General features: G+C 35.4%; 17 protein-coding genes, 2 tRNA genes and 1 other RNA gene. 1 reads left to right on the top strand and 19 read right to left on the bottom strand.

Annotation, left to right across the window (positions count from 1 at the left end):
- Positions 1-315: S-layer homology domain-containing protein (locus tag ACESM9_RS08690; protein ID WP_372997321.1), on the top strand; the 315-nt coding region annotated here is incomplete at its 5' end.
- A 48-nt stretch (positions 316-363) separates the two neighbouring features.
- On the opposite strand, the gene rnpB is transcribed toward ACESM9_RS08690, so the two are convergent.
- The 19 genes from rnpB to ppdK all read right to left on the bottom strand — a co-directional run.
- An RNA gene (gene rnpB, locus ACESM9_RS08685) (RNase P RNA component class A) lies at positions 364-703 on the bottom strand.
- A gap of 73 nt (positions 704-776) precedes the next feature.
- Complete coding sequence (locus ACESM9_RS08680) at positions 777-1487, bottom strand: zinc ribbon domain-containing protein (protein WP_372997319.1); 711 nt, start codon at positions 1485-1487, stop codon at positions 777-779.
- A gap of 176 nt (positions 1488-1663) precedes the next feature.
- Complete coding sequence (locus ACESM9_RS08675) at positions 1664-2785, bottom strand: Nif3-like dinuclear metal center hexameric protein (RefSeq protein WP_372997317.1); 1122 nt, start codon at positions 2783-2785, stop codon at positions 1664-1666.
- Positions 2758-3462, bottom strand: a complete 705-nt coding sequence (locus ACESM9_RS08670) for a tRNA (adenine(22)-N(1))-methyltransferase (RefSeq protein ID WP_372997315.1) — start codon at positions 3460-3462, stop codon at positions 2758-2760. Before ACESM9_RS08670 ends, ACESM9_RS08675 begins: the two co-directional genes overlap by 28 nt.
- Before the next feature lie 139 nt (positions 3463-3601).
- Positions 3602-3678: transfer RNA gene (locus tag ACESM9_RS08665), tRNA-Ile, on the bottom strand.
- 5 nt (positions 3679-3683) lie between these two features.
- A tRNA-Asn gene (locus tag ACESM9_RS08660) sits at positions 3684-3759 on the bottom strand.
- A 170-nt stretch (positions 3760-3929) separates the two neighbouring features.
- Positions 3930-5018, bottom strand: a complete 1089-nt coding sequence (gene rpoD, locus ACESM9_RS08655) for an RNA polymerase sigma factor RpoD (protein ID WP_372997313.1) — start codon at positions 5016-5018, stop codon at positions 3930-3932.
- A gap of 24 nt (positions 5019-5042) precedes the next feature.
- A complete protein-coding gene (dnaG, locus tag ACESM9_RS08650) occupies positions 5043-6821 on the bottom strand; it encodes a DNA primase (RefSeq protein WP_372997311.1) in 1779 nt (592 codons plus the stop codon).
- 14 nt (positions 6822-6835) lie between these two features.
- Positions 6836-7288 (bottom strand): YaiI/YqxD family protein, encoded by a 453-nt coding sequence (locus tag ACESM9_RS08645; RefSeq protein ID WP_372997309.1) that lies wholly within the window; start codon positions 7286-7288, stop codon positions 6836-6838.
- Positions 7289-7357: 69 nt separating this feature from the next.
- On the bottom strand, positions 7358-8356 hold the full coding sequence (locus tag ACESM9_RS08640) for a deoxyguanosinetriphosphate triphosphohydrolase (RefSeq protein ID WP_372997307.1): 999 nt from the start codon (positions 8354-8356) through the stop codon (positions 7358-7360).
- A gap of 138 nt (positions 8357-8494) precedes the next feature.
- Entirely contained in the window at positions 8495-9670 is a 1176-nt protein-coding gene (locus ACESM9_RS08635; protein WP_372997305.1) for an acetyl-CoA C-acetyltransferase, read from the bottom strand.
- 426 nt (positions 9671-10096) lie between these two features.
- Complete coding sequence (locus ACESM9_RS08630; RefSeq protein WP_372997303.1) at positions 10097-11164, bottom strand: Glu/Leu/Phe/Val family dehydrogenase; 1068 nt, start codon at positions 11162-11164, stop codon at positions 10097-10099.
- 80 nt (positions 11165-11244) lie between these two features.
- Positions 11245-11685, bottom strand: a complete 441-nt coding sequence (locus ACESM9_RS08625) for a DUF4375 domain-containing protein (RefSeq protein WP_372997301.1) — start codon at positions 11683-11685, stop codon at positions 11245-11247.
- Positions 11686-11715: 30 nt separating this feature from the next.
- Positions 11716-12219, bottom strand: coding sequence for a hypothetical protein (locus ACESM9_RS08620; RefSeq protein WP_372997299.1), 504 nt, complete (start codon positions 12217-12219; stop codon positions 11716-11718).
- Between the two features lie 14 nt (positions 12220-12233).
- Positions 12234-13853 (bottom strand): hypothetical protein, encoded by a 1620-nt coding sequence (locus ACESM9_RS08615; RefSeq protein ID WP_372997297.1) that lies wholly within the window; start codon positions 13851-13853, stop codon positions 12234-12236.
- Between the two features lie 474 nt (positions 13854-14327).
- The gene (locus tag ACESM9_RS08610) at positions 14328-14489 is read right to left on the bottom strand and encodes a hypothetical protein (protein ID WP_372997295.1); all 162 of its coding nucleotides are present in this window, start codon (positions 14487-14489) and stop codon (positions 14328-14330) included.
- Positions 14490-14491: 2 nt separating this feature from the next.
- Positions 14492-16498 (bottom strand): stalk domain-containing protein, encoded by a 2007-nt coding sequence (locus tag ACESM9_RS08605; protein ID WP_372997293.1) that lies wholly within the window; start codon positions 16496-16498, stop codon positions 14492-14494.
- Between the two features lie 390 nt (positions 16499-16888).
- Positions 16889-17704, bottom strand: coding sequence for a 4Fe-4S binding protein (locus ACESM9_RS08600; RefSeq protein ID WP_372997291.1), 816 nt, complete (start codon positions 17702-17704; stop codon positions 16889-16891).
- Between the two features lie 190 nt (positions 17705-17894).
- Positions 17895-19971, bottom strand: a 2077-nt coding sequence (ppdK, locus tag ACESM9_RS08595) for a pyruvate, phosphate dikinase (RefSeq protein ID WP_372997289.1), incomplete at its 5' end; no start/stop codon positions are given.

The following is a 19971-nucleotide window of genomic DNA, read 5'->3' as shown; positions in this document are numbered from 1 at the left end:
GCTATATCAAGAAAAATAATTACTGAAAAAGAGAAAAATCCTGATTCAGAGCTCACCAGATCTCAAGCAGCTAAAATGCTGGTTAAAGCTATGAACCTCGGCTTTATAGCTGATAAATCGGAGATATTCGCATTGAATTATAAGGATAATGAGTCTATATCCAAAGAAATGAGAGGCTATGTAGCTATAGTAACTGGACTTAATATTATGTCTGGTAAAGAAGGCGGGCTTTTCGCACCGGAAGATAAGCTTACCAGAGCAGAAGCAGCGGCAACACTAGTTAGATTCTTGGAAGTTGATAGGGACAGAATGTAACATATTATTAAAACAATGCCACAGCTATTAAGCTGTGGCATTAAAACTATAACGAGTAAATCTATAAGCCGGGTTCTGTCTTAGATGGCCATCTATCTCGATCTGCTGTTGCCAGCAGACTCTAGCGATCTTACCCGGAAGCGAGGCGGGCCACCTCATTGGCTTCCCTATTTGATCTTGCTCCAGATGGGGTTTACATAGCCGATTAGTCGCCTAATCGCTGGTGAGCTCTTACCTCACCTTTCCACCCTTACCATTAAAAATGGCGGTATATCTCTGTTGCACTTTCCTTGAAGTCGCCTTCACCGGGCATTACCCGGCATCCTGCCCTATGGAGCCCGGACTTTCCTCATGCATATAATATGCACGCGACCATCCGATTTACTCATTTATTATCTTTGTAGAAATTAATTATATTATGAATGCAGTTTTATGTCAAAGGTAATTTTTCTATCCTTCTCTTATTTTTTCTTTTTATATACCAATATTCTACCACAGTTCTGGCATTTCAATGGGTTGCCGTTCTTCACTTCTTCATAGTCCATGGCAGGAACTTCCATATTACATCCGCTGCATTTTCTATTTTCTATTTCAGCAATAGGATTATTTAACCTTTCCTTCATTTTCATATAATCATTATATATTCTATCATCTATTTTAAGTTTTATTTCTTGAAGAAGCTCTTCGACACTTTTCTTCTCATTTAATAAAAAGTTAAGCTTATTTTCCTTCTCTTCCTTAGCTGCATCATATTTCTTCTTGATAAATGCAAACTTTTTTTTGGTTTTTAATATCTCCTCATCTACTTCCATCAATGCTCTTTTCAAGTCTTCGATACGACCCTTTTCTATGGAAATATTGTTATCAGTTTCTTCTATTTGCTTTTTTAGAGTTTCAAGCTTTTTTATACTGTTAATTTCTGGTGTATACATTAGTTTTTCATAATTAGTCTTACTTTCTTGCAGCCTTTTATAATGAGAATTTTTTTGAAATATTTCTTTTTCTATGTCTGCTTTCTTTGAAGATAGGCTGATATACTCCTTTTTTAATCTTGAGTATTCATCTTTTAGCCTGTTTATTTTATCATCATCTCTTATTTCTGATATTTTTGATAATAACTTATTATAGTTATTTTCTTGCTGTTGATACTCATATAAAAACTGCAGCTCCATATTTCACCCTTCTTTCATTATAAACTTACCCTATATGGGAATATTAATTTTTATGTCCTCCTTCCATTGACTTTGGATGACAATACATATAAAAGCTTTTATTTATTTAAGGAAAGCCTTTAATTACTTAATTCCTGTGGTATAAAATAAATAAAGGAATAGCAAAAATACTATTCCTAAATGTGCATGGTAACATCTATATTTGATTTTGATTCTATAATCTCAGCATTATATCCAAGAGTTTCTAAAGTTGTCCTTAAATAATCCGAAATTGCTTTTATCATTATTTTTTCAGTTCCAAAATGCCCTGCATCAATTACATAGATACCCTCTTCCAGCGCATCAATTATCTGATGATATTGTAAATCCCCTGTAATAAGAACATCAGCTCCAGAAAATTTGGCTGCACTTATAAAACTATTGCCAGAACCATTTAGCAAGGCAACAGTTTTAATCTCAGCTTCTGGTGGACCTGAAAATGTTACCTTGTCTAATTCCAGGGTGGTTTTCACAAATTTTGCATAAGAGACCAATGTAACTTTATTCTCCAAATGACCTATTCTCCCTAAGCCCATTGACTTTCCTTTATTTTTTAGCTCAAAAATATCGAAGGCTACTTCTTCATATGGATGGGCTTTATGCATGGCTTTTATAACACTGTTGAGCAAATCTTCCGGTACAACTGTCTCAACCCTATATTCATTTACTTTTTCCAATTTGCCTACTTCCCCAATATAAGGGTTGGTTCCTTGTTGAGGCTTAAAAGCCCCGATACCCTTTACTCTGAAGCTGCAATCGCTATAGTTGCCTATAAAGCCTGCTCCAGCTTTGCACATTTGTTCCAGCACCTTATCTTCAAAACCTTCAGGCACATATGTAATGATCTTATACAATTTTTCTTCAATCATGGTTTTCATAATATTGGTCTTTACAAATCCTAATTGTCTTGCAAATATATCATTTAAACCTCCCTGGGCTATATCAAAATTGGTATGGGATGTATAGACAGAAATATTATTCTTAATCAGCTTCATAATCTTCTTTCCCAGAGCAGTATCATTGCTTATCTTCTTTATAGGATTGAAAATGATGGGATGGTGTGTTATTATCATATCCACATTGGCATCTATAGCCTCATCTACAACCCAAGCAGGCAGGTCTAAGCACACCATAATCTTCTTTATACTACTGGAACTATCGCCAATGATTAGGCCAACATTATCCCAATTTTCAGCTAATCTTTTTGGAGCTATATTTTCCATTATGCTTGCTACTGTTCCGCATTTAAGATAAGCCATTTTTTAGCCTCCCTGTAATTGTTTAACTCTTCTATGCACTCCCGCATTCTAGCATCGCTGTCAGCAACATTTGATGCCTTAAGCTGGTTTATTATATTCATGTATTGCTCTATTTTTCTATCTATGTACTCATGCAGTACTGGAGTATTTTTATAATAATATACCTCGTTAATCACTTCTGCATCTCTATCCGCTTCTTCATCAAAGCAGGTTCTTATAATTTCATAATATTTTTCGTTTTCCTTAATAACCTCTCCATCTATTATAACAAAGGAACTTTTTAATAGCCAGCTTATCAGAGCTCTGCTATCTCTCATAGGTTGAAGTATTAATCTATCAGCGCTTATTGCTACATCCATTCTTTCTTCAATAATGCTTTTTATCAATAATCCTCCCATGCCCGCTATTACAATTATATCTGCTTCATATTTATCTATAACTTTTAAGCCGTTACCTATTCTTACCTCTATATAATTTTCCAGACCATATTTCTTTATTCTTTCTTTTGATATCTTAGCAGGTCCAATATTTATATCTGAAGCGATTACCTTATTTGCTTTATTGTTTTTTATGAGATAAATAGGAAGATATGCATGATCAGAGCCGATATCAGCAACAACATTGCATCTTTCTATGCTTTCACCTATTGTTTTCAGTCTTGGAGTCAATTCCAACATATATCATCCTTTTCAATTGATAACTTATATTTTTATTATACTATACTTATCCAATTTTAATAAGTATATTAAGTAATAATACAGCACAAAAAACAAAAAACCTCAAGATTTGAAACCTTGAGGTTTAATACTTAATAAATGGTGGGCCTTCAGGGACTCGAACCCCGGACCAACCGGTTATGAGCCGGTTGCTCTAACCAACTGAGCTAAAGGCCCTAAGATGGCTCCCCAAGTTGGACTCGAACCAACGACCCTGCGGTTAACAGCCGCATGCTCTACCGACTGAGCTATTGAGGAAAGTGAACTGACAAATATTATTCTACTAACTTTATGTGAAATTGTCAAGGGCCTTTTTATAATTTTTTATAAGCCATAGGAAAGTATAATTCTACCTTAATATTAACTTGACCTAATGGCTTTCATGAAAGGCTTCTTTGTTATTAAAATGCTTCAATCGGAAGCCTTTCTTATTCCAGATAATCCTTAAGTTTCTTACTTCTGCTTGGATGCCTTAATTTTCTTAAAGCTTTTGCTTCTATCTGTCTTATTCTCTCTCTGGTGACATTAAATTCTTTGCCTACTTCCTCCAGAGTTCTTGCCCTTCCATCATCCAGTCCAAATCTAAGCCTTAAAACTTTTTCTTCTCTCGGAGTAAGTGTATCTAAGACTTCTATAAGCTGCTCCTTTAGAAGGGTAAAAGCTGCTGCTTCTGCCGGTGCTGGGACATCATCATCAGGAATAAAGTCTCCTAAATGGCTATCCTCTTCTTCTCCAATAGGAGTCTCAAGAGAAACCGGTTCTTGGGCAATTTTCATTATTTCCCTTACTTTATCCTCAGATAAGCCCATTTCTTCTGCAATTTCTTCTGGAAGAGGATCTCTTCCCAATTCCTGAAGAAGCTGCCTGGAAACCCTGATAAGCTTATTTATTGTTTCTACCATATGAACAGGTATTCTAATAGTTCTTGCTTGGTCTGCTATAGCTCTTGTTATGGCTTGCCTAATCCACCATGTAGCATAGGTACTAAACTTAAAACCTTTTACATAGTCGAATTTTTCAACGGCCTTTATAAGACCAAGATTACCTTCCTGTATTAAATCCAGAAAAAGCATACCTCGTCCTACATATCGCTTAGCAATGCTTACTACAAGCCTTAGATTTGCTTCGGTCAATTTTTTCTTGGCCTCAACATCTCCTTCTTTCATTCGCTTTGCCAATTCAATTTCTTCTTCCGGGCTAAGAAGAGGAACCTTTCCTATTTCTTTTAGATACATTCTTACAGGATCATCTATACTAATACCCTCTGGAACAGAAAGGTCCAATTCAACCGGTTCTTCCTCGTCATCAATGGGAGGTAAATCAATTTCAACATCTGCATTGCCAACCACATCTATTCCTTTTGCTTCTAAATACTCATAAACCTTATCTATCTGATCCGGTTCCATCTCCACTTCTTCTAATGTATCCATTATCTCTTTATAAGTGAGCATTCCATTTTTAGTGCCCTTTTGAATCAGTTCTTTTATATGATTCATTTTTGTTTCATCGTTCTTCAAAGTTATCCCCTCCCTTCCAGGAAACTATTTCTTCTTCTTTTGTAATTCCATGATTTCTTTAAATATCTCATTCGATTTATCCTTATCCCCAATCTCATAATATTCATTCATTTTTTTTGTCAATTCCTCGATCCTTTTACGGATGTGCGCTTGACAAAGCTTATCTATATATGAATCCATCAATTCCAAATCATGGTTTGTTAACTCACTATTAAAAATTCCAGCAGCTTTATTCACATACTCTTCATTATCCAAATGGATTATTATTTCTCCAGCAGATATCAATTTTCCTTCTTTTATTTTTAAATTTATTACCTCAGCAATTCTTTGATTCAATGGATCAGTAAAATAATCAGGATTAATTTGGTTAAATATATTTTCTGCCCTATTCCTGTCTTGAATACACATATTTAGCAATTTCTTTTCTGCAATAATCTCTCCACTTATAATTTTTTTAGGACTCAAGCTATTTATACCACTAGTTCTGTCTACTATATTATGCCTGTTATTTCCATTACTATGCCTATTTTTTATTCTATTTAATTCATCATAAATAGCAGCCTCACTTATTTGCATCTCTTTAGAATACTTCTTTATATATGCATCTACTTCAGCTGGGCTATCGATTGTATTCATAATCCTTGCCAATTGCTTAACAAACTTTATTCTTCCTTCAATCTCTTTTATATTTGTATTTTGTTTCAGGTTATATATTTTATAATCTATAAGGGACATGCTGTTATCAATTAATTTTTTGAAGGAATCCAAGCCTTCATTTCTTATATACTCATCTGGATCCTTGCCTTTGGGAAGCCTTATAACTTTTACATTACAGCCTTCTTTCTCCAATATGGCCAACCCTCTGAGAGTAGCAGTCTGTCCAGCTACATCAGAATCGTAAGCAATTATTATCTCATTGGTATATCTTTTCAATAATCTTGCTTGTTGTTCTGTAAATGCTGTTCCTAATGAAGCAACAACATTATTTATCCCATATTGGTGCAAGGATATGGCATCCATATAACCCTCTACAACGATTATATTCTTTAAATCCTTTATGCCTTTAACAAGATTTAGCGAATAAATATTATACCCTTTATTGTATATATCTGTATCTGGAGAATTTAAATATTTGGGTTTGCTGTCATCCATCACTCTCCCGCCAAAAGCAATAACATTCCCTTTTAAATCTATGATAGGAAACATAATTCTATTTCTAAATCTGTCATAATAACCATCATTATTATTTTTCACTAAAAGTCCTGCTGAATACAGCAATTCTGGCTTTATTCCTTTTGAAGCCATGAAATTTTTAAGTCCATCCCAAGAGTCTATGGAATATCCAAGACCAAATTTCTTTATTGTGTCAATACTAAGCCCTCTATTATTCAGGTATTTCATTGCTTGAAGATTATTACTCAGGTTTTTATAAAAAAACCTGGCTGCTTCTTTATTAATCTTTAACAATAATCGCCTTCTTTTAGCCTTTTCTGCATCTTTGCTGCTTAGATTTTCTTTTATCTCAATACCCGCTCTTTCAGCTAGAAACATGAGGGATTCAGGATAATTCATCCTTTCAATCTTCTGGATAAATGTACTGACATTTCCTCCTTCACCACAGCCAAAGCAATAAAAGAGTTGTTTATCCTGAGAAACATTAAAGGAAGGTGTTTTCTCTGAGTGAAAAGGGCATAAACCTATATAATTCCTTCCTCTTTTTTTCAGGTTCATATATTGGGATATAACATCAACAATATCGTTTTTTTCAATTATCTCAGAAACCATTTCTTCGGAGAAAAACATATCTTATACCACCTTTAATCCTTGTTTTTGATGCTTATCATTCTCTCCAAAGTAGCTTGAAATCTCTCATCATCTTCTTTGCATCTCTTTCTTGGTCCTTTGATGCGCTGGCCACTGCGCAACGATTTCATAGATTGATGTCTTTTGTCAAGCAAATCATCAATAGTGCTGTTGTCAAAGAGTTTGCCATTGTAAGAAATTGCACATGCTCCCTTTGATAATACCATGGCAGCAAGTCCATAATCACCAGTCACTACCACATCTCCATCTTTGGCTTTATTGATTATTGCCAAATCTGCAGATTGAAATACATTATCTACATAAATCGGTTTAACTTTATTAGTTTCATAATAGTTTGTATAATGACTAATACTGCAAACAAACAAAGCAACTATCCCGTATTTTCTTGACACTTTTAAAACAATATCTTTCACAGGGCACGCATCTGCATCAACTATAATCTTCATAATACTCCTTTTTGGGACACTGAAATTATATTTATTCGATATAAAACACAAATATCCTCTATTTTTATTTCAAATCTGCCATCCAATCGGCAAAAAAATTGATTTATATTTGTTCAAGGCATACCTGTCTGTCATTCCTGCTATATAATCACAAATTAACCTATGGTTGTCTTCATTAGGCCTTTTGCTCCTAATATCCTCAGGAATTTTGTATGGATTATCAATAAAGTATTCATAGAGCTGTTTTATTATATATTGAACCTTCTCTTCTTCAACCTTTGCTTTTGAACCAATATACACATTTTCATACATGAATTCTCTTAAATTTTTAGTAGACTCCTCTATATCTTTGCTCATCTTAATGTAAGGCTTATCTATGCTTTCCATTATAATATCTGTAATCATAGTGTTGATTCTGTTTTTGTGGTCTAAGCCTAATACCTTTAAGCATTCTTGGGGCAAATCTTTAATATGCAATATGCCAGCTCTCAATGCATCATCTATATCATGATTGATATAAGCTATTCTATCCGAGTATTTAACAATCATTCCTTCTAAAGTACTTGGCATATTGCTACCAGTATGGTTTAGTATTCCATCTCTTACTTCCCATGTCAGGTTTAACCCGTTTTTATCCTCTAACACTTCCACCACTCGAAGGCTTTGCTCATTATGTTTAAAACCGCCTGGGTGAATACCATCAAGCACAGCCTCACCTGCATGGCCAAAGGGGGTATGACCAAGATCATGTCCTAATGCAATTGCTTCAGTTAAATCTTCATTTAATCTTAAAGCCCTTGCTATGGTCCTTGCAATTTGTGCTACTTCCAAAGTATGTGTGAGCCTTGTCCTATAATGATCCTTTTCCGGTGATATAAACACTTGGGTCTTGTGTTTAAGTCTCCTGAATGATTTAGAATGGATAATCCTATCTCTGTCTCTCTGAAAATCTGTCCTTATCTGACATTTTGCTTCCTCACGTTCTCTGCCTTTGCTCTTAATACTCAGGACAGCATAAGGTGAAAGAATACTCTTCTCAATTTCCTCAGTTCTCTGCCTTATATTCATAAAAACAACTCCCAAATAATTTACATACTATTATATACTACAAAAAAATGTATTTTCCTTTAATTAATTATTACAGATATAAATATAGTAAGCCATCGGATATTATGGACCGATGGCTTACTATATTTATATCTGTAATTACATTTCTACTATCAGTGCAGTTCCCATTCCTCCGCCTATGCAAAGAGTAGCAAGACCGTATTTTGAATTTCTTCTCTTCATTTCATATAGAAGTGTAGTTAATATTCTAGCTCCACTGGCTCCTACAGGATGCCCCAGGGCTATTGCACCTCCATTGACATTGGTTTTGCTCATATCAAGATTCAATTCTTTTGCCACTGCTAAAGACTGAGCTGCAAAAGCTTCATTGGCTTCTATCAAATCCATGTCTTCCAACTTCAGGTTAGCTCTTTCTAATGCTAGCTTGGTAGCAGGCACAGGACCAATACCCATTATACTTGGGTCTACACCGGCAGAAGCATAGCTTACTACCTTAGCTAAAGGCTTAATCCCTAATTCATCTGCTTTTTCTTTAGACATAACAACTATGGCAGCTGCTCCATCATTAATGCCTGATGCGTTTCCTGCAGTTACTGTACCGTCTTTTTTGAAAGCAGGCCGTAATTTAGCTAATGCTTCAACAGTGACGCCTGGTCTTGGAAATTCATCAGTGTCAACCATTACATCACCTTTTTTAGTTTTTATTACTACCGGAACAATTTCTTCTTTAAATTTTCCTTCCTTTATAGCTGCTTCTGCTCTGTTTTGGCTAGTGCAAGCAAACTTATCCTGTTCTTCTCTTGTTATATTATATTTTTCTGCCAAGTTTTCAGCAGTTACACCCATATGATAATTATTAAACACATCTGTTAATGCATCATATACCATTGAGTCTATGATCTCACCATTTCCCATTCTATAACCTGTTCTTGCTTTCATAAGGAGATAAGGAGCAGCACTCATGTTTTCTGTTCCACCCGCAACCACTATATCAGACTCACCAGATACAATAGCTTGAACTGCAAGTTGAACTGATCTTAAGCCAGATCCACAAATCATATTTATTGTCATTGCAGGTTTTTCAACTGGTATACCTGCTTTTACTGCAACCTGTCTTGCTACACCCTGGCCTAATCCTGCTTGTAATATACAGCCCAAAATTGTCTGATCTACCATCTCAGGCTTCACACCTGCTCTATTTAAGGCTTCCTTAACAGCAACCGCGCCTAAATCAGCAGCAGACACACCAGATAAGCTTCCATTGAAGCTTCCTATCGGTGTTCTAGCAGCTGAGGCAATTACTACTTCTCTCATTATTCATACCTCCCGAATATTTTTCTAATATATTTATAAGCAATAATTATGCCATCATAACCTGCCAATTAGTGTATTGTTAACATAATTGTAGCATAGCCAGCCAAAATATAAGCATATCCAATAATTGTTATTTTTTTAACATTCTTGAATTTTTGTCTTTGTACTTAGTAAATTAAAGCATATAAAAAATATCGCCAGATTTCTGGCGATATTTTGATGTAAAAGCCATATACTAATAAATCACTCAACTTTCTGGTATTTTTGTATCTTCATTCCTTGCATTGATCATTTTCATAAAATTACCCTTAGCATATATAATACTATCCAGCGTCATAAAAAGATTTTTTAGTCCATCCCTTGTCTCAAAATAGGCTTTGTATTATTGAAGACTACGACTTACTCAATGTTTGTTATGTCGGAAGACTATTTTCTATTATAAATTGTTTTAATTTTGCTTACTGATGCGATTCTATCTTCAGCCATTTTATCAGCTGCCTTATATGTTGGAATGCCGTCTCTCTTGGCCAACTCAAACACTTTCTTGCAGGCGTCATAAATTTTCGCAGTGTTTTTCATAGCATTTTCTTTGTTATATTCACGTCCCGATATATCATCAATTATATTGATAACACCGCCGCTGTTTATTATATAATCCGGTACATAAAGTATTCCTTTTTCCTGAAGAATATCACCATGTCTTGGCTCGGCTAATTGGTTGTTAGCTGAACCGGCAATAATTTTGCATTTTAGTTGCTCAATTGTTTTGTCGTTTATTATGGCACCTATGGCGCAGGGCGAAAACACATCACATTCTACTCCGTATATTTCATCCAGCCCTACAGCAGTTGCACCTAATTCTACTACAGCTTTATCAATTTTTGCTTGATCCCTTGAAGTTACTATTAATTTGACTCCTGCTTCATACAATATCTCTGCCAGGAGTCTCCCGACAGCTCCTAATCCTTGAATTGCCACGGTTTTCCCTTTCAAATCATCACTTCCATAAACTTCATTAACAGCTGCTTGCATTCCTTTAAATACCCCATAAGCTGTCATCGGTGAAGGATTGCCACTTCCTGTCTCCAAACCCACTATATAATTCGTTTCACAATTAATATATGCAGCGTCCTGCTGTGTCATATTCATATCTTCACCGGTTATGTATCTGCCGTTTAGTCCTTCAACAAATCTTCCAAAAGCTCTAAACAATGCTTCGCTTTTTATCTTCTTTGGATCACCTATAATAACTGCCTTCCCGCCGCCAAGATTTAGTCCCACAGCCGCATTTTTATATGTCATACCTCTAGCCAATCTTAATGCATCTATAATCGCTTCTTCTTCAGTCTCATAATCGTAGATTCTTGTTCCGCCTAACGCTGGCCCTAAAGTAGTATCATGAATAGCGATAATTGCTTTTAACCCGGAGCTTTTATCCTGACAAAACACTAGTTGTTCATAATCATATTCTTCCATTTTACCGAATATATCCATATAATCTGCCTCCTTATATATAGGTTTCTCTATTGTTTATATTATATTAATTAGTTGGTAATTGGTCAAACGGCGGGCTGCTAGGCATTGATATGCTCTATCATATAATTAAGTTGCAATTGACTTAAATCTTCAGGATACTCATAGAATAAGTTGTCTAGTTCATTTAGCTGCTCTGCTTGTTCATCTGTTTCGGCTCCCGTTTTCGATTCACCTACAATATTCATTGCTGTATCAATAAACTCAGCATTTTTATATGCTTTTATTTTTAACAATGCTTCTTTTGTAAGTTTTACAAATTCTCCATTATAAAGATTTACATTGTATCCATTAAAAAAGAACTGGTCAAAGCCACCATTATTTATTTCCCCTTCGTAATTACAAATTAAATAAATATCACGCTCTATTTGATTAAGTGGTATGTTATTGGATTGTTTGTCTATTAACACTTCATAAATTTCATAAACTACATTTTGTGGGATTTTTGTTTGTTCTAACACAAATTTTTCGTAATTTTCCATTTTTACCTCCGATTTATTTTTATATCTTACTCAATTCTCTTGTATTTCTATTACCCATTGAATAATTTCTATCAACTTCTGCTTTAAATCAATATCCGATTTTACTTCAATTTCTTTAACTATATTTACCCAGTCATTATCTTTTATGATAGAAATAACAAAAGATTTCATATCATCTATATATCCAATATCAATCATATAACCATTTGGATAGAATATCTCAAGTTTATTAACTTTTCCACCTTTAAAATCCACATCATCAAATTTTACATATTTGATGCCATCTTCCCATTGTATATGCCTATTTATTTTATAAGCATACCGTTTAGCTTCTTCCATAGTATTAAAGGCAATATCCTGTTCAACCTCAAACTTACCATTACAGAGAAAGACATAAAACTGCTTATCATTCTCATACTGGCAAATTGCAAGATATTCTATCGGTATTGATTTTATTGAATTATCGCCATATTTTATAACACCAAAATTATCTTTTTGGGAAATGGCTATTACTTCAGCTCCGTCTATAATCATAAAACATCCTTTCTCTAGTTCAAAAGAAACAGTAATTCTTTTATGAGGCTGTTTGAAAGTTTTTCGTTCTGTTTCTCGACAAGTATTTGTATTTTTTCTTTCTGCTGTTTGCTTGCCTGTATAAATGACCTGTTGAAAGCAAATATCCATCTTTGTATCGAATGCAAGGCAAATTTTCTAATACTCTCTTCTTCGGCTGACAAAGCCTCTAACATATACGTCAAGCTTTCCCACTTTGATGCTTTAAAAAGAATGGCCCCGCACTTCAATTTCGTATATTCATAAGGTGTATCACAAAATATTTCATATATTCTGCTATAATCCTGAACATGGTATTTAAGAATCAACTTTTGTGCAGTTTTTATTACTCCAATTCGATGGTCTGTGAGCTTTTCAATAATAAGAGTTTTATATTTTTCACTATTTAACCTCATTAATGAGATTAAAACCGCCCGTACTACAGCAATTCGTCTATCGTTAAGATACCCTTCAATGATTTCTGTATCACTCACCTGCCCTATCTCTCCTAATCCTAAAATAGCAGCTTCAGTAAATTGTCCAATACTTCTTAGATATGCTGACCGAAAATCAAAATTTAACGAATGCTGTTTGATAATGCTCCGAGCAAATGCTCTTACATATGCATTTTTATCAAAAATCAATTTCATTGAAATTTGATAAATATTTTTATCTTGTTTGTCTTGCAGGTATTTCAAAGCTAGAATACGGTTGTGTGCAAATTTATCCTTCAACAAGATATGAGAAGGTTCTCTCATATCCTGACCAGACTTACACAAGTTCTCGAATAACATTGCTCGTAAAAAGGGTTCTGGTTCATGCTTTAATTGATAAAATGCCAGTTCAATGTCTGGTTGATGGGCTTCAAATAAAGCCGCTATACAAATTCTACGAGTTCTAAGATTATCACTTTGAAGACCTTTTATCAAATCTTCTCTATGTTCCTGACTTACAAGCTTATCAAAAAATTTTTGAGTATTTTCTCCATGGGAACCTCGGCTGCCCAATTTCAGCTTCTCAGCAAATGGTAAAGCTATAAGCATCTCACCTTTTGCAAGATTATGCAATCTTTTATCAAATGCTTCGCTGGCTGCTTGCCTGACCTGCAAAACCCAATCATTCAACCTTAAAATTATATATGGCAGAGAGCCATCATACTCACTTAGTCTTCGTACTGCTTCCTCTCTTATAAAACCATTAGGGTTAAAAGATGCAAAAATAAGTACTGCTTGACGCTCTTCTATGCTCATTGTGGGTGTGAAGAAATTATCTATTCTTTGTTCATGCCAATTTATACTCCACTCTAATGATGTTGTCTGTCTCATCTGCGTATCGATTCTGATGATATCATCAAATTCAAAACCTTTTATAATATTACTCAGTACTTTAGAAGCTTGCAATTTAGCATAAGGATCCTTTTCACTGAAAACACAGAAAATCCAAGGAATCCTACTTAGGTCTCCTTCATTTAAAGCTTTTATATTCTCTTCCAAGTGTTCGCCAAACCAACCTCGCTTTTTTCTCCAAAACATGATATCACCACCTTTATTCAAGACGTTTTCATTTATAATACTTGTTAATAAAACAACCTCATCAATCACTAATTTCTTTCTCACTATTATCACTAATGAGCAAGAAGGACTGGATAGATTGTTTCATTTCATCATACTTCATCAGCGCTTCTTGCTCACTCAACTTTGCTCCACCTTTTAGTCTCTGCTTTCACTAAAACTCTCACTTTCATAATCAGTAATATTAATTGCTTACCTAAGTTTCAATATCATCATATCAAACACAGCAAAGCCACCTTTCAAATAAATATTATATATTAATTATTAATAACTAGATAGGACTTAATAAAATTAACATAAGTGTTTCATAACTCGGCCTAAAAAGGTGCCCCATAATGCATGTTTTTCAAATCCAAATGGCCAGAAACACATTTTTATTAAAAAACGCTTCTATATAAATGTTGGTGTTTAAAAACACTAACATATCTTGCAAAAAAGATGCACTTATACGCAAAACCCCCTAAAATGTTAATTTACTAAAAAACATAAAAGGAGTTTTGATATAAGTACACTCTAACTCTACTGCAAGTTAACAGTTAAATGAACATTTTCGTACATTGCACGACCAATGAGAGATGCATATGCTGCCTTCAAAATAGTATTCAGCTCATCCTCAGTTATCATGCCTGTGAATCTGGGAGCAGATTTTCTGCTAAAAATGGTTTCAAATCTGTAAGACAATATTATTTAGCATCCAGCGGCAGATTCCATGGTAATGTATTCCATGGAATGTTTTTTTTCATCAGCAGTTCCTTGCGGGTTTTTTCTATTTTCCCTGTTAAAGTCGATGTATCATCGGGATCTTCTCCTGACCAGAAGCCACGGCCTATAATATAGCTTTCGGTGGCTTCATCCCATGAAGAATATGTTTTCTGAATTACTTTTGCAGCTTCAATAGCTATATCGTAACATTCTTCTAAAGTTATATAACCGGAAAGATAAGCAAGTCCCGACAATCTGATAAGTCTAATGTAGTCCCAACCAATAAGTCCTTTTCCTTCAAGTTTATCCTTGTACTTAGTTAAAATGTAATCATTCTTCTCTTTATAAATACTATAAACACTGTTATGACCTTTATTTTTCAGCCAGTCCACCATATCAAAGAAATCATCCCTATCATAAATTCCCCAGTCTCTAATCAGGGAATTCCTCGCACCAAGAATCGTTGCTGCGTCACGGCGTCCCACACCAGCAATCTTATTGAATGTTACCGAACCTCTTTCATATGAGCTGACATGCAGGTAGGTGGAGTTTACCCATATCATATGGTCCTTCGAATATTTGAATCTGCTTAAATCCTCGATTATATTTACTTCATTCATTTTGTCATCCCATATAACCTTCTGTCCTAGCAACTCAGCCACAAAATTCAAAGGAACCAAAATGTACATATCTCTCTTATATTCTTCCAGAGTACGGCCCATCAGAATGAAATCTGGTAGCTCACTGACCTCCAGGTCATAATATTCATCCAACAGTATGGGAGAAACACCTATATCAACATTTCTTCCATTAACTTTTGCCGTGCTTGAACCTATCTGCATTTCAGCAACCTTTCCCAGCTTTGATATGGTTAATTTTTTTGAAGATTCATCAAACTTGACCTCTGCTCCGAGAGGTATTGCTGTATCGTCCAGAGAAGCCATGAGTTTACCGTTTTTATATTGTGGCTTTGTTGAATATTGCAGCCAGCCATCGATTCTGATATATACTCCGACCAAATTACGATATTCATCTGTTTCCCTCACCGAATCAAAGAGCCTGTCATTTTTAAGCATTTCCACAGATATAAAACCTCTTTCTGAGAGAACTTTCGAGGCTTTTTCCCACAGACCCCCAGCAAGCATATATGCTCTTGCCAAATCATAATGGACCGTATCCCAACTGGACTTCTTATCATTTGCCACTTCTTTTGAGACTATTTCAAGTGTTTCAATTGCCTCATCATATCTTTCAAGGTTATTAAGAGCCTGCCCTTTATACCATAAAAGCTTCCATTTGATAGAATTTTCAACAGGCTGTTGTTTCAACCCTTCATCGCAACCTTCAACAATAGCCTCGTAAATTAACCTCACCCGTTCAGTATTGGTTTGCCCTAGCTGCTCTGACTCTTTCTTCAAACCTTCAATAGCATGAAGTAGGTTTTGCAATGAATATGGCTTTTTAAGCGTAATGGTATTATTGCTTTCATTCCACTCTACAGTACATCCAAGATTTTCTACCACGGGACGCAAAGGAACCATAATATAAGAATCTATGATTTGCGGTGCAACGCTCATATTCTTTGCTGTAACAGATCCAGATATGTTTTTTTTATAGGAGGATATCCGTGTACTCCCGATCCAAACTGTAGCTACCTGGCCGTCCAGCGTACAGGAAATCTGTTTGTTCTTCTCGCGCCAATCAACCTTTCCACCAAAGGCCTCAATGACACCATTGATAGGGATAAGCGTCTGCCCGTTGATGTTAACCGGTTTGACATTCTTTCCCTCTACAATTTCCTTTTGAACTCCGTCCACTGTCATGTAGGGACTGTCCATTGTTAATATAATTGTAATTTCTTTTGGTATAGTTATTTTATTTTCATCTGCATAAATAGGCATAATGATAGACATAAGAATTGCAATTACCAACAATAAAACCGTGACCTCATGAATTAACGCTTTCCTTTCGAAATTTCCCAAATGCATTGATATACCCCCTTAGATATCAAATCCTTAGCATGAAAGTAAATTATTTCTATATATTTTTATCGGCAGTTTAATAAAAGAGCTTTAATCATATCCGATTATATGTAATATATAAACAACAGGGTATCGTGTTATTGTATCACAATACCCTGCTTTATTAGTTAATTAAGTTATTATATATCTCTATACCTTTTTTACAACTATAGTTAGAATCTGATCTTTCTTTATATACTGCCAGGCGGCTGCTATCATATAGACCAATGGTCGTTTTTCACTATTATGGAACACTTCTGTTTATACAACCTTTAAATCCCATTATTCTGCTTCTCAGAAGAGTAGCATATCATAATTACCTATTTATAGTTTTTATCTTATCTTGACTGCTCTTTACTATTTAGGTATTTTTGATTCACAAGGTACATCTACCTGACATTTTCCACAACCATACCTAGGCTTATAGATTTCAGCTGTTTGGTCTAAAAATTTAGAACATATAACATGATCTTTTCCATTTTCTATAGATATTGCGCCAACTGGGCAATTTTCTGCACATTTACCACACATGGAACAGTTCTCATATATTTTTTTATATCCTCTTTTATCAGGTGCTAAATATAATTCTGTTATGATGCTACCAAATCTTCCTGCTATGCCTTTTTGAGTTATGAGTCCTTTAGAAAGACCGAATGTTCCAAGCCCACATATAAATGCAGCATGTCTTTCAGACCAATTACTTGTAAATTTCGCTACATGATTGGAGCTGTTATTATTTGACCAAAATCTCTCATCTAAACCGGGCACAACAGTGTTATATCCTGCATTTATTAATTCAGACTTTAATTTCATACACAGCTTATTTAGCAAAATCTGGCCTTCAATACGTCCATGGAGCCATTCTTCGGAAGGCCATGACATATCTATTTTATTGCTATTTTTAATTTCTTCACTAAAGGGCAAAAAAAAGGATACAACTGTTTTTGCTCCTGGTAACCATTCTTTTGGAAGTAAGAAGTGTTCCCCTATTACCGACGGTTGTTTTAATAGAACAAAGTAGTCATCATCTGCAGAACCAAAAGCAAAAATCGGGGCATCAAAGATCCTCATTCCCACAACATTATCCGAAATTGCTATTTCCTTCGTTATGTAATTATCTTGTGAATCCTTAATAAAGTCTTCTGCAGTTTTTATTAAAAATTGCCTTTCCATCAGTTTCATTCCCCCATTTTTATACTATTGAATCAAATCCTCCTAACATTACTATCACGATTCTTCTCTACTAATTTATTATAATATTTTTCCCATACATAAACTACATAAAAAAAGTATTGCCCCTTAAAGCTAAGTGACAATACTTTTTTAAAATCTACCTATACGAGGAAGCAGAGCGCCCCTGAATTTAGTTTCTGTTGTTTACGGCTGCCTGGGCAGCTGACAGTCTAGCAATAGGTACTCTATATGGAGAGCATGAAACATAATCGAGTCCTAGTTCATGGCAGAACTCAACAGATGAAGGCTCCCCGCCATGTTCACCGCAAATACCAAGCTTTATATTAGGTCTTTCCGCTCTTCCCAATTCCACAGCCATCTTCATAAGTTTACCTACACCTTTTCTATCTATAGCCTGGAAGGGATCTTTATCAAAAATCTTCTTCTCATAATATTCTTCCAGGAACTTCCCTGCATCATCTCTGGAGAAGCCATATGTCATCTGTGTAAGATCGTTTGTACCAAAGGAGAAAAATTCTGCTTCTTTTGCGATTTCGTCTGCCACCAAAGTAGCTCTTGGTATTTCAATCATTGTGCCATATAGATATCTTAGCTCTATTCCAGAATCCCTTATTATTTCATCTGCAAGCTTAACCACAATGCTCTTAAGATAAGCCAGCTCTTTTACGTCTCCCACCAGAGGTACCATTATTTCAGGTTTTACATCTATGCCTTTATTCTTTTTCACATGAATGGCAGCCTCGATTATTGCTCTAGTCTGCATTTCTGCTATTTCAGGATATGTTATAGCCAGCCTGCAGCCTCTATGCCCTAACATTGGGTTGAACTCCTTCAGTTCTTCAACTCTGCTTTTTAATTTATCATAATCCACCTTCATATCATCTGCCAGCTTCTTTATATCTTCTTCATTATGTGGCAAGAACTCGTGTAGTGGTGGATCAAGCAGTCTTATGGTCACTGGTCTTTCCCCCATGGCTTCAAATATACCTATAAAATCTTCTCTTTGCATGGGTAATATCTTTTCTAATGCAGCTTTTCTTTGCTCCAAGTCATCAGCTATAATCATTTCTCTTACAGCAGGAATTCTGGTCTCGTCAAAAAACATGTGTTCTGTTCTGCATAAGCCTATGCCTTCTGCACCGAACTTCACTGCCTGGGCTGCATCTCTTGGGGTGTCTGCATTTGTTCTCACTTTAAGCCTTCGTATTTCGTCAGCCCATTCCATCAATTGTCCAAAATGTCCGCTTAGCTCAGGTTCATGGGTCTCTATTATGCCTTCATAGACATTGCCTGTGCTTCCATCTAAGGATATATAATCTCCTTCGTTAAAGGTTTTATCGTCAACGATAAACTTCCTGCTTTGCTCATTTACCTTTATGGCTTCACAGCCTGCCACACAGCATTTTCCCATTCCTCTTGCAACAACTGCAGCATGAGAAGTCATTCCACCTCTTGCTGTAAGTATGCCTTGAGCTTCTATCATTCCTTCTATATCTTCAGGCGATGTTTCCAGCCTTACAAGTATAACCTTATCACCTTTTTTTGCAGCCTCCACAGCAGCTTCAGCAGTGAAATATATCTTGCCGCTGGCAGCTCCTGGTGAGGCAGGAAGTCCTTTTGCCAATGGTTTCATTCTTTTTAAGGCATCAGCATTGAAGGTGGGGTGCAGAAGTTGGTCAAGCTGGACAGGATCCACCCTCATGATAGCCTCCTCTTTTGTTATCTTTCCTTCATTCACCAAATCCACTGCAATCTTTACAGCCGCAAAAGCCGTTCTTTTACCATTTCTTGTTTGGAGCATATACAGTTTGCCCTTCTCTATTGTAAATTCAATATCCTGCATATCTTTATAATGATTCTCTAAAAGGTCTGCAACATTTGCAAACTGTGTATAAATATCAGGCATTATCTCTCTAAGCTTTTCAATGCTTTGGGGAGTTCTGATTCCTGCAACAACATCCTCTCCCTGAGCATTTATCAAGAATTCACCAAAAAGCTTTTTCTCTCCTGTTGCAGGATTTCTAGTAAATGCAACACCGGTTCCGGAATCATCTCCCATGTTTCCAAATACCATTGATTGAACATTTACAGCAGTCCCTAAATCATCGGGAATATTGTTTAGTTTTCTGTATATTTTGGCCCTTTCATTATTCCAAGACCTGAAAACAGCTTTCACAGCCAAAATCAGCTGTGTTTTTGGATCCTCTGGAAATTCGGTTCCAATTTCTTGTTTGTAAAGTTTCTTA

Origin of the sequence: Lutispora sp., from assembly GCF_041687175.1 — a bacterium.
Taxonomy (GTDB): Bacteria; Bacillota; Clostridia; order Lutisporales; family Lutisporaceae; genus Lutispora.
The sequence above is the reverse complement of the archived record's forward strand: the minus strand, read 5'-3'. Positions and strand labels throughout refer to the sequence as shown.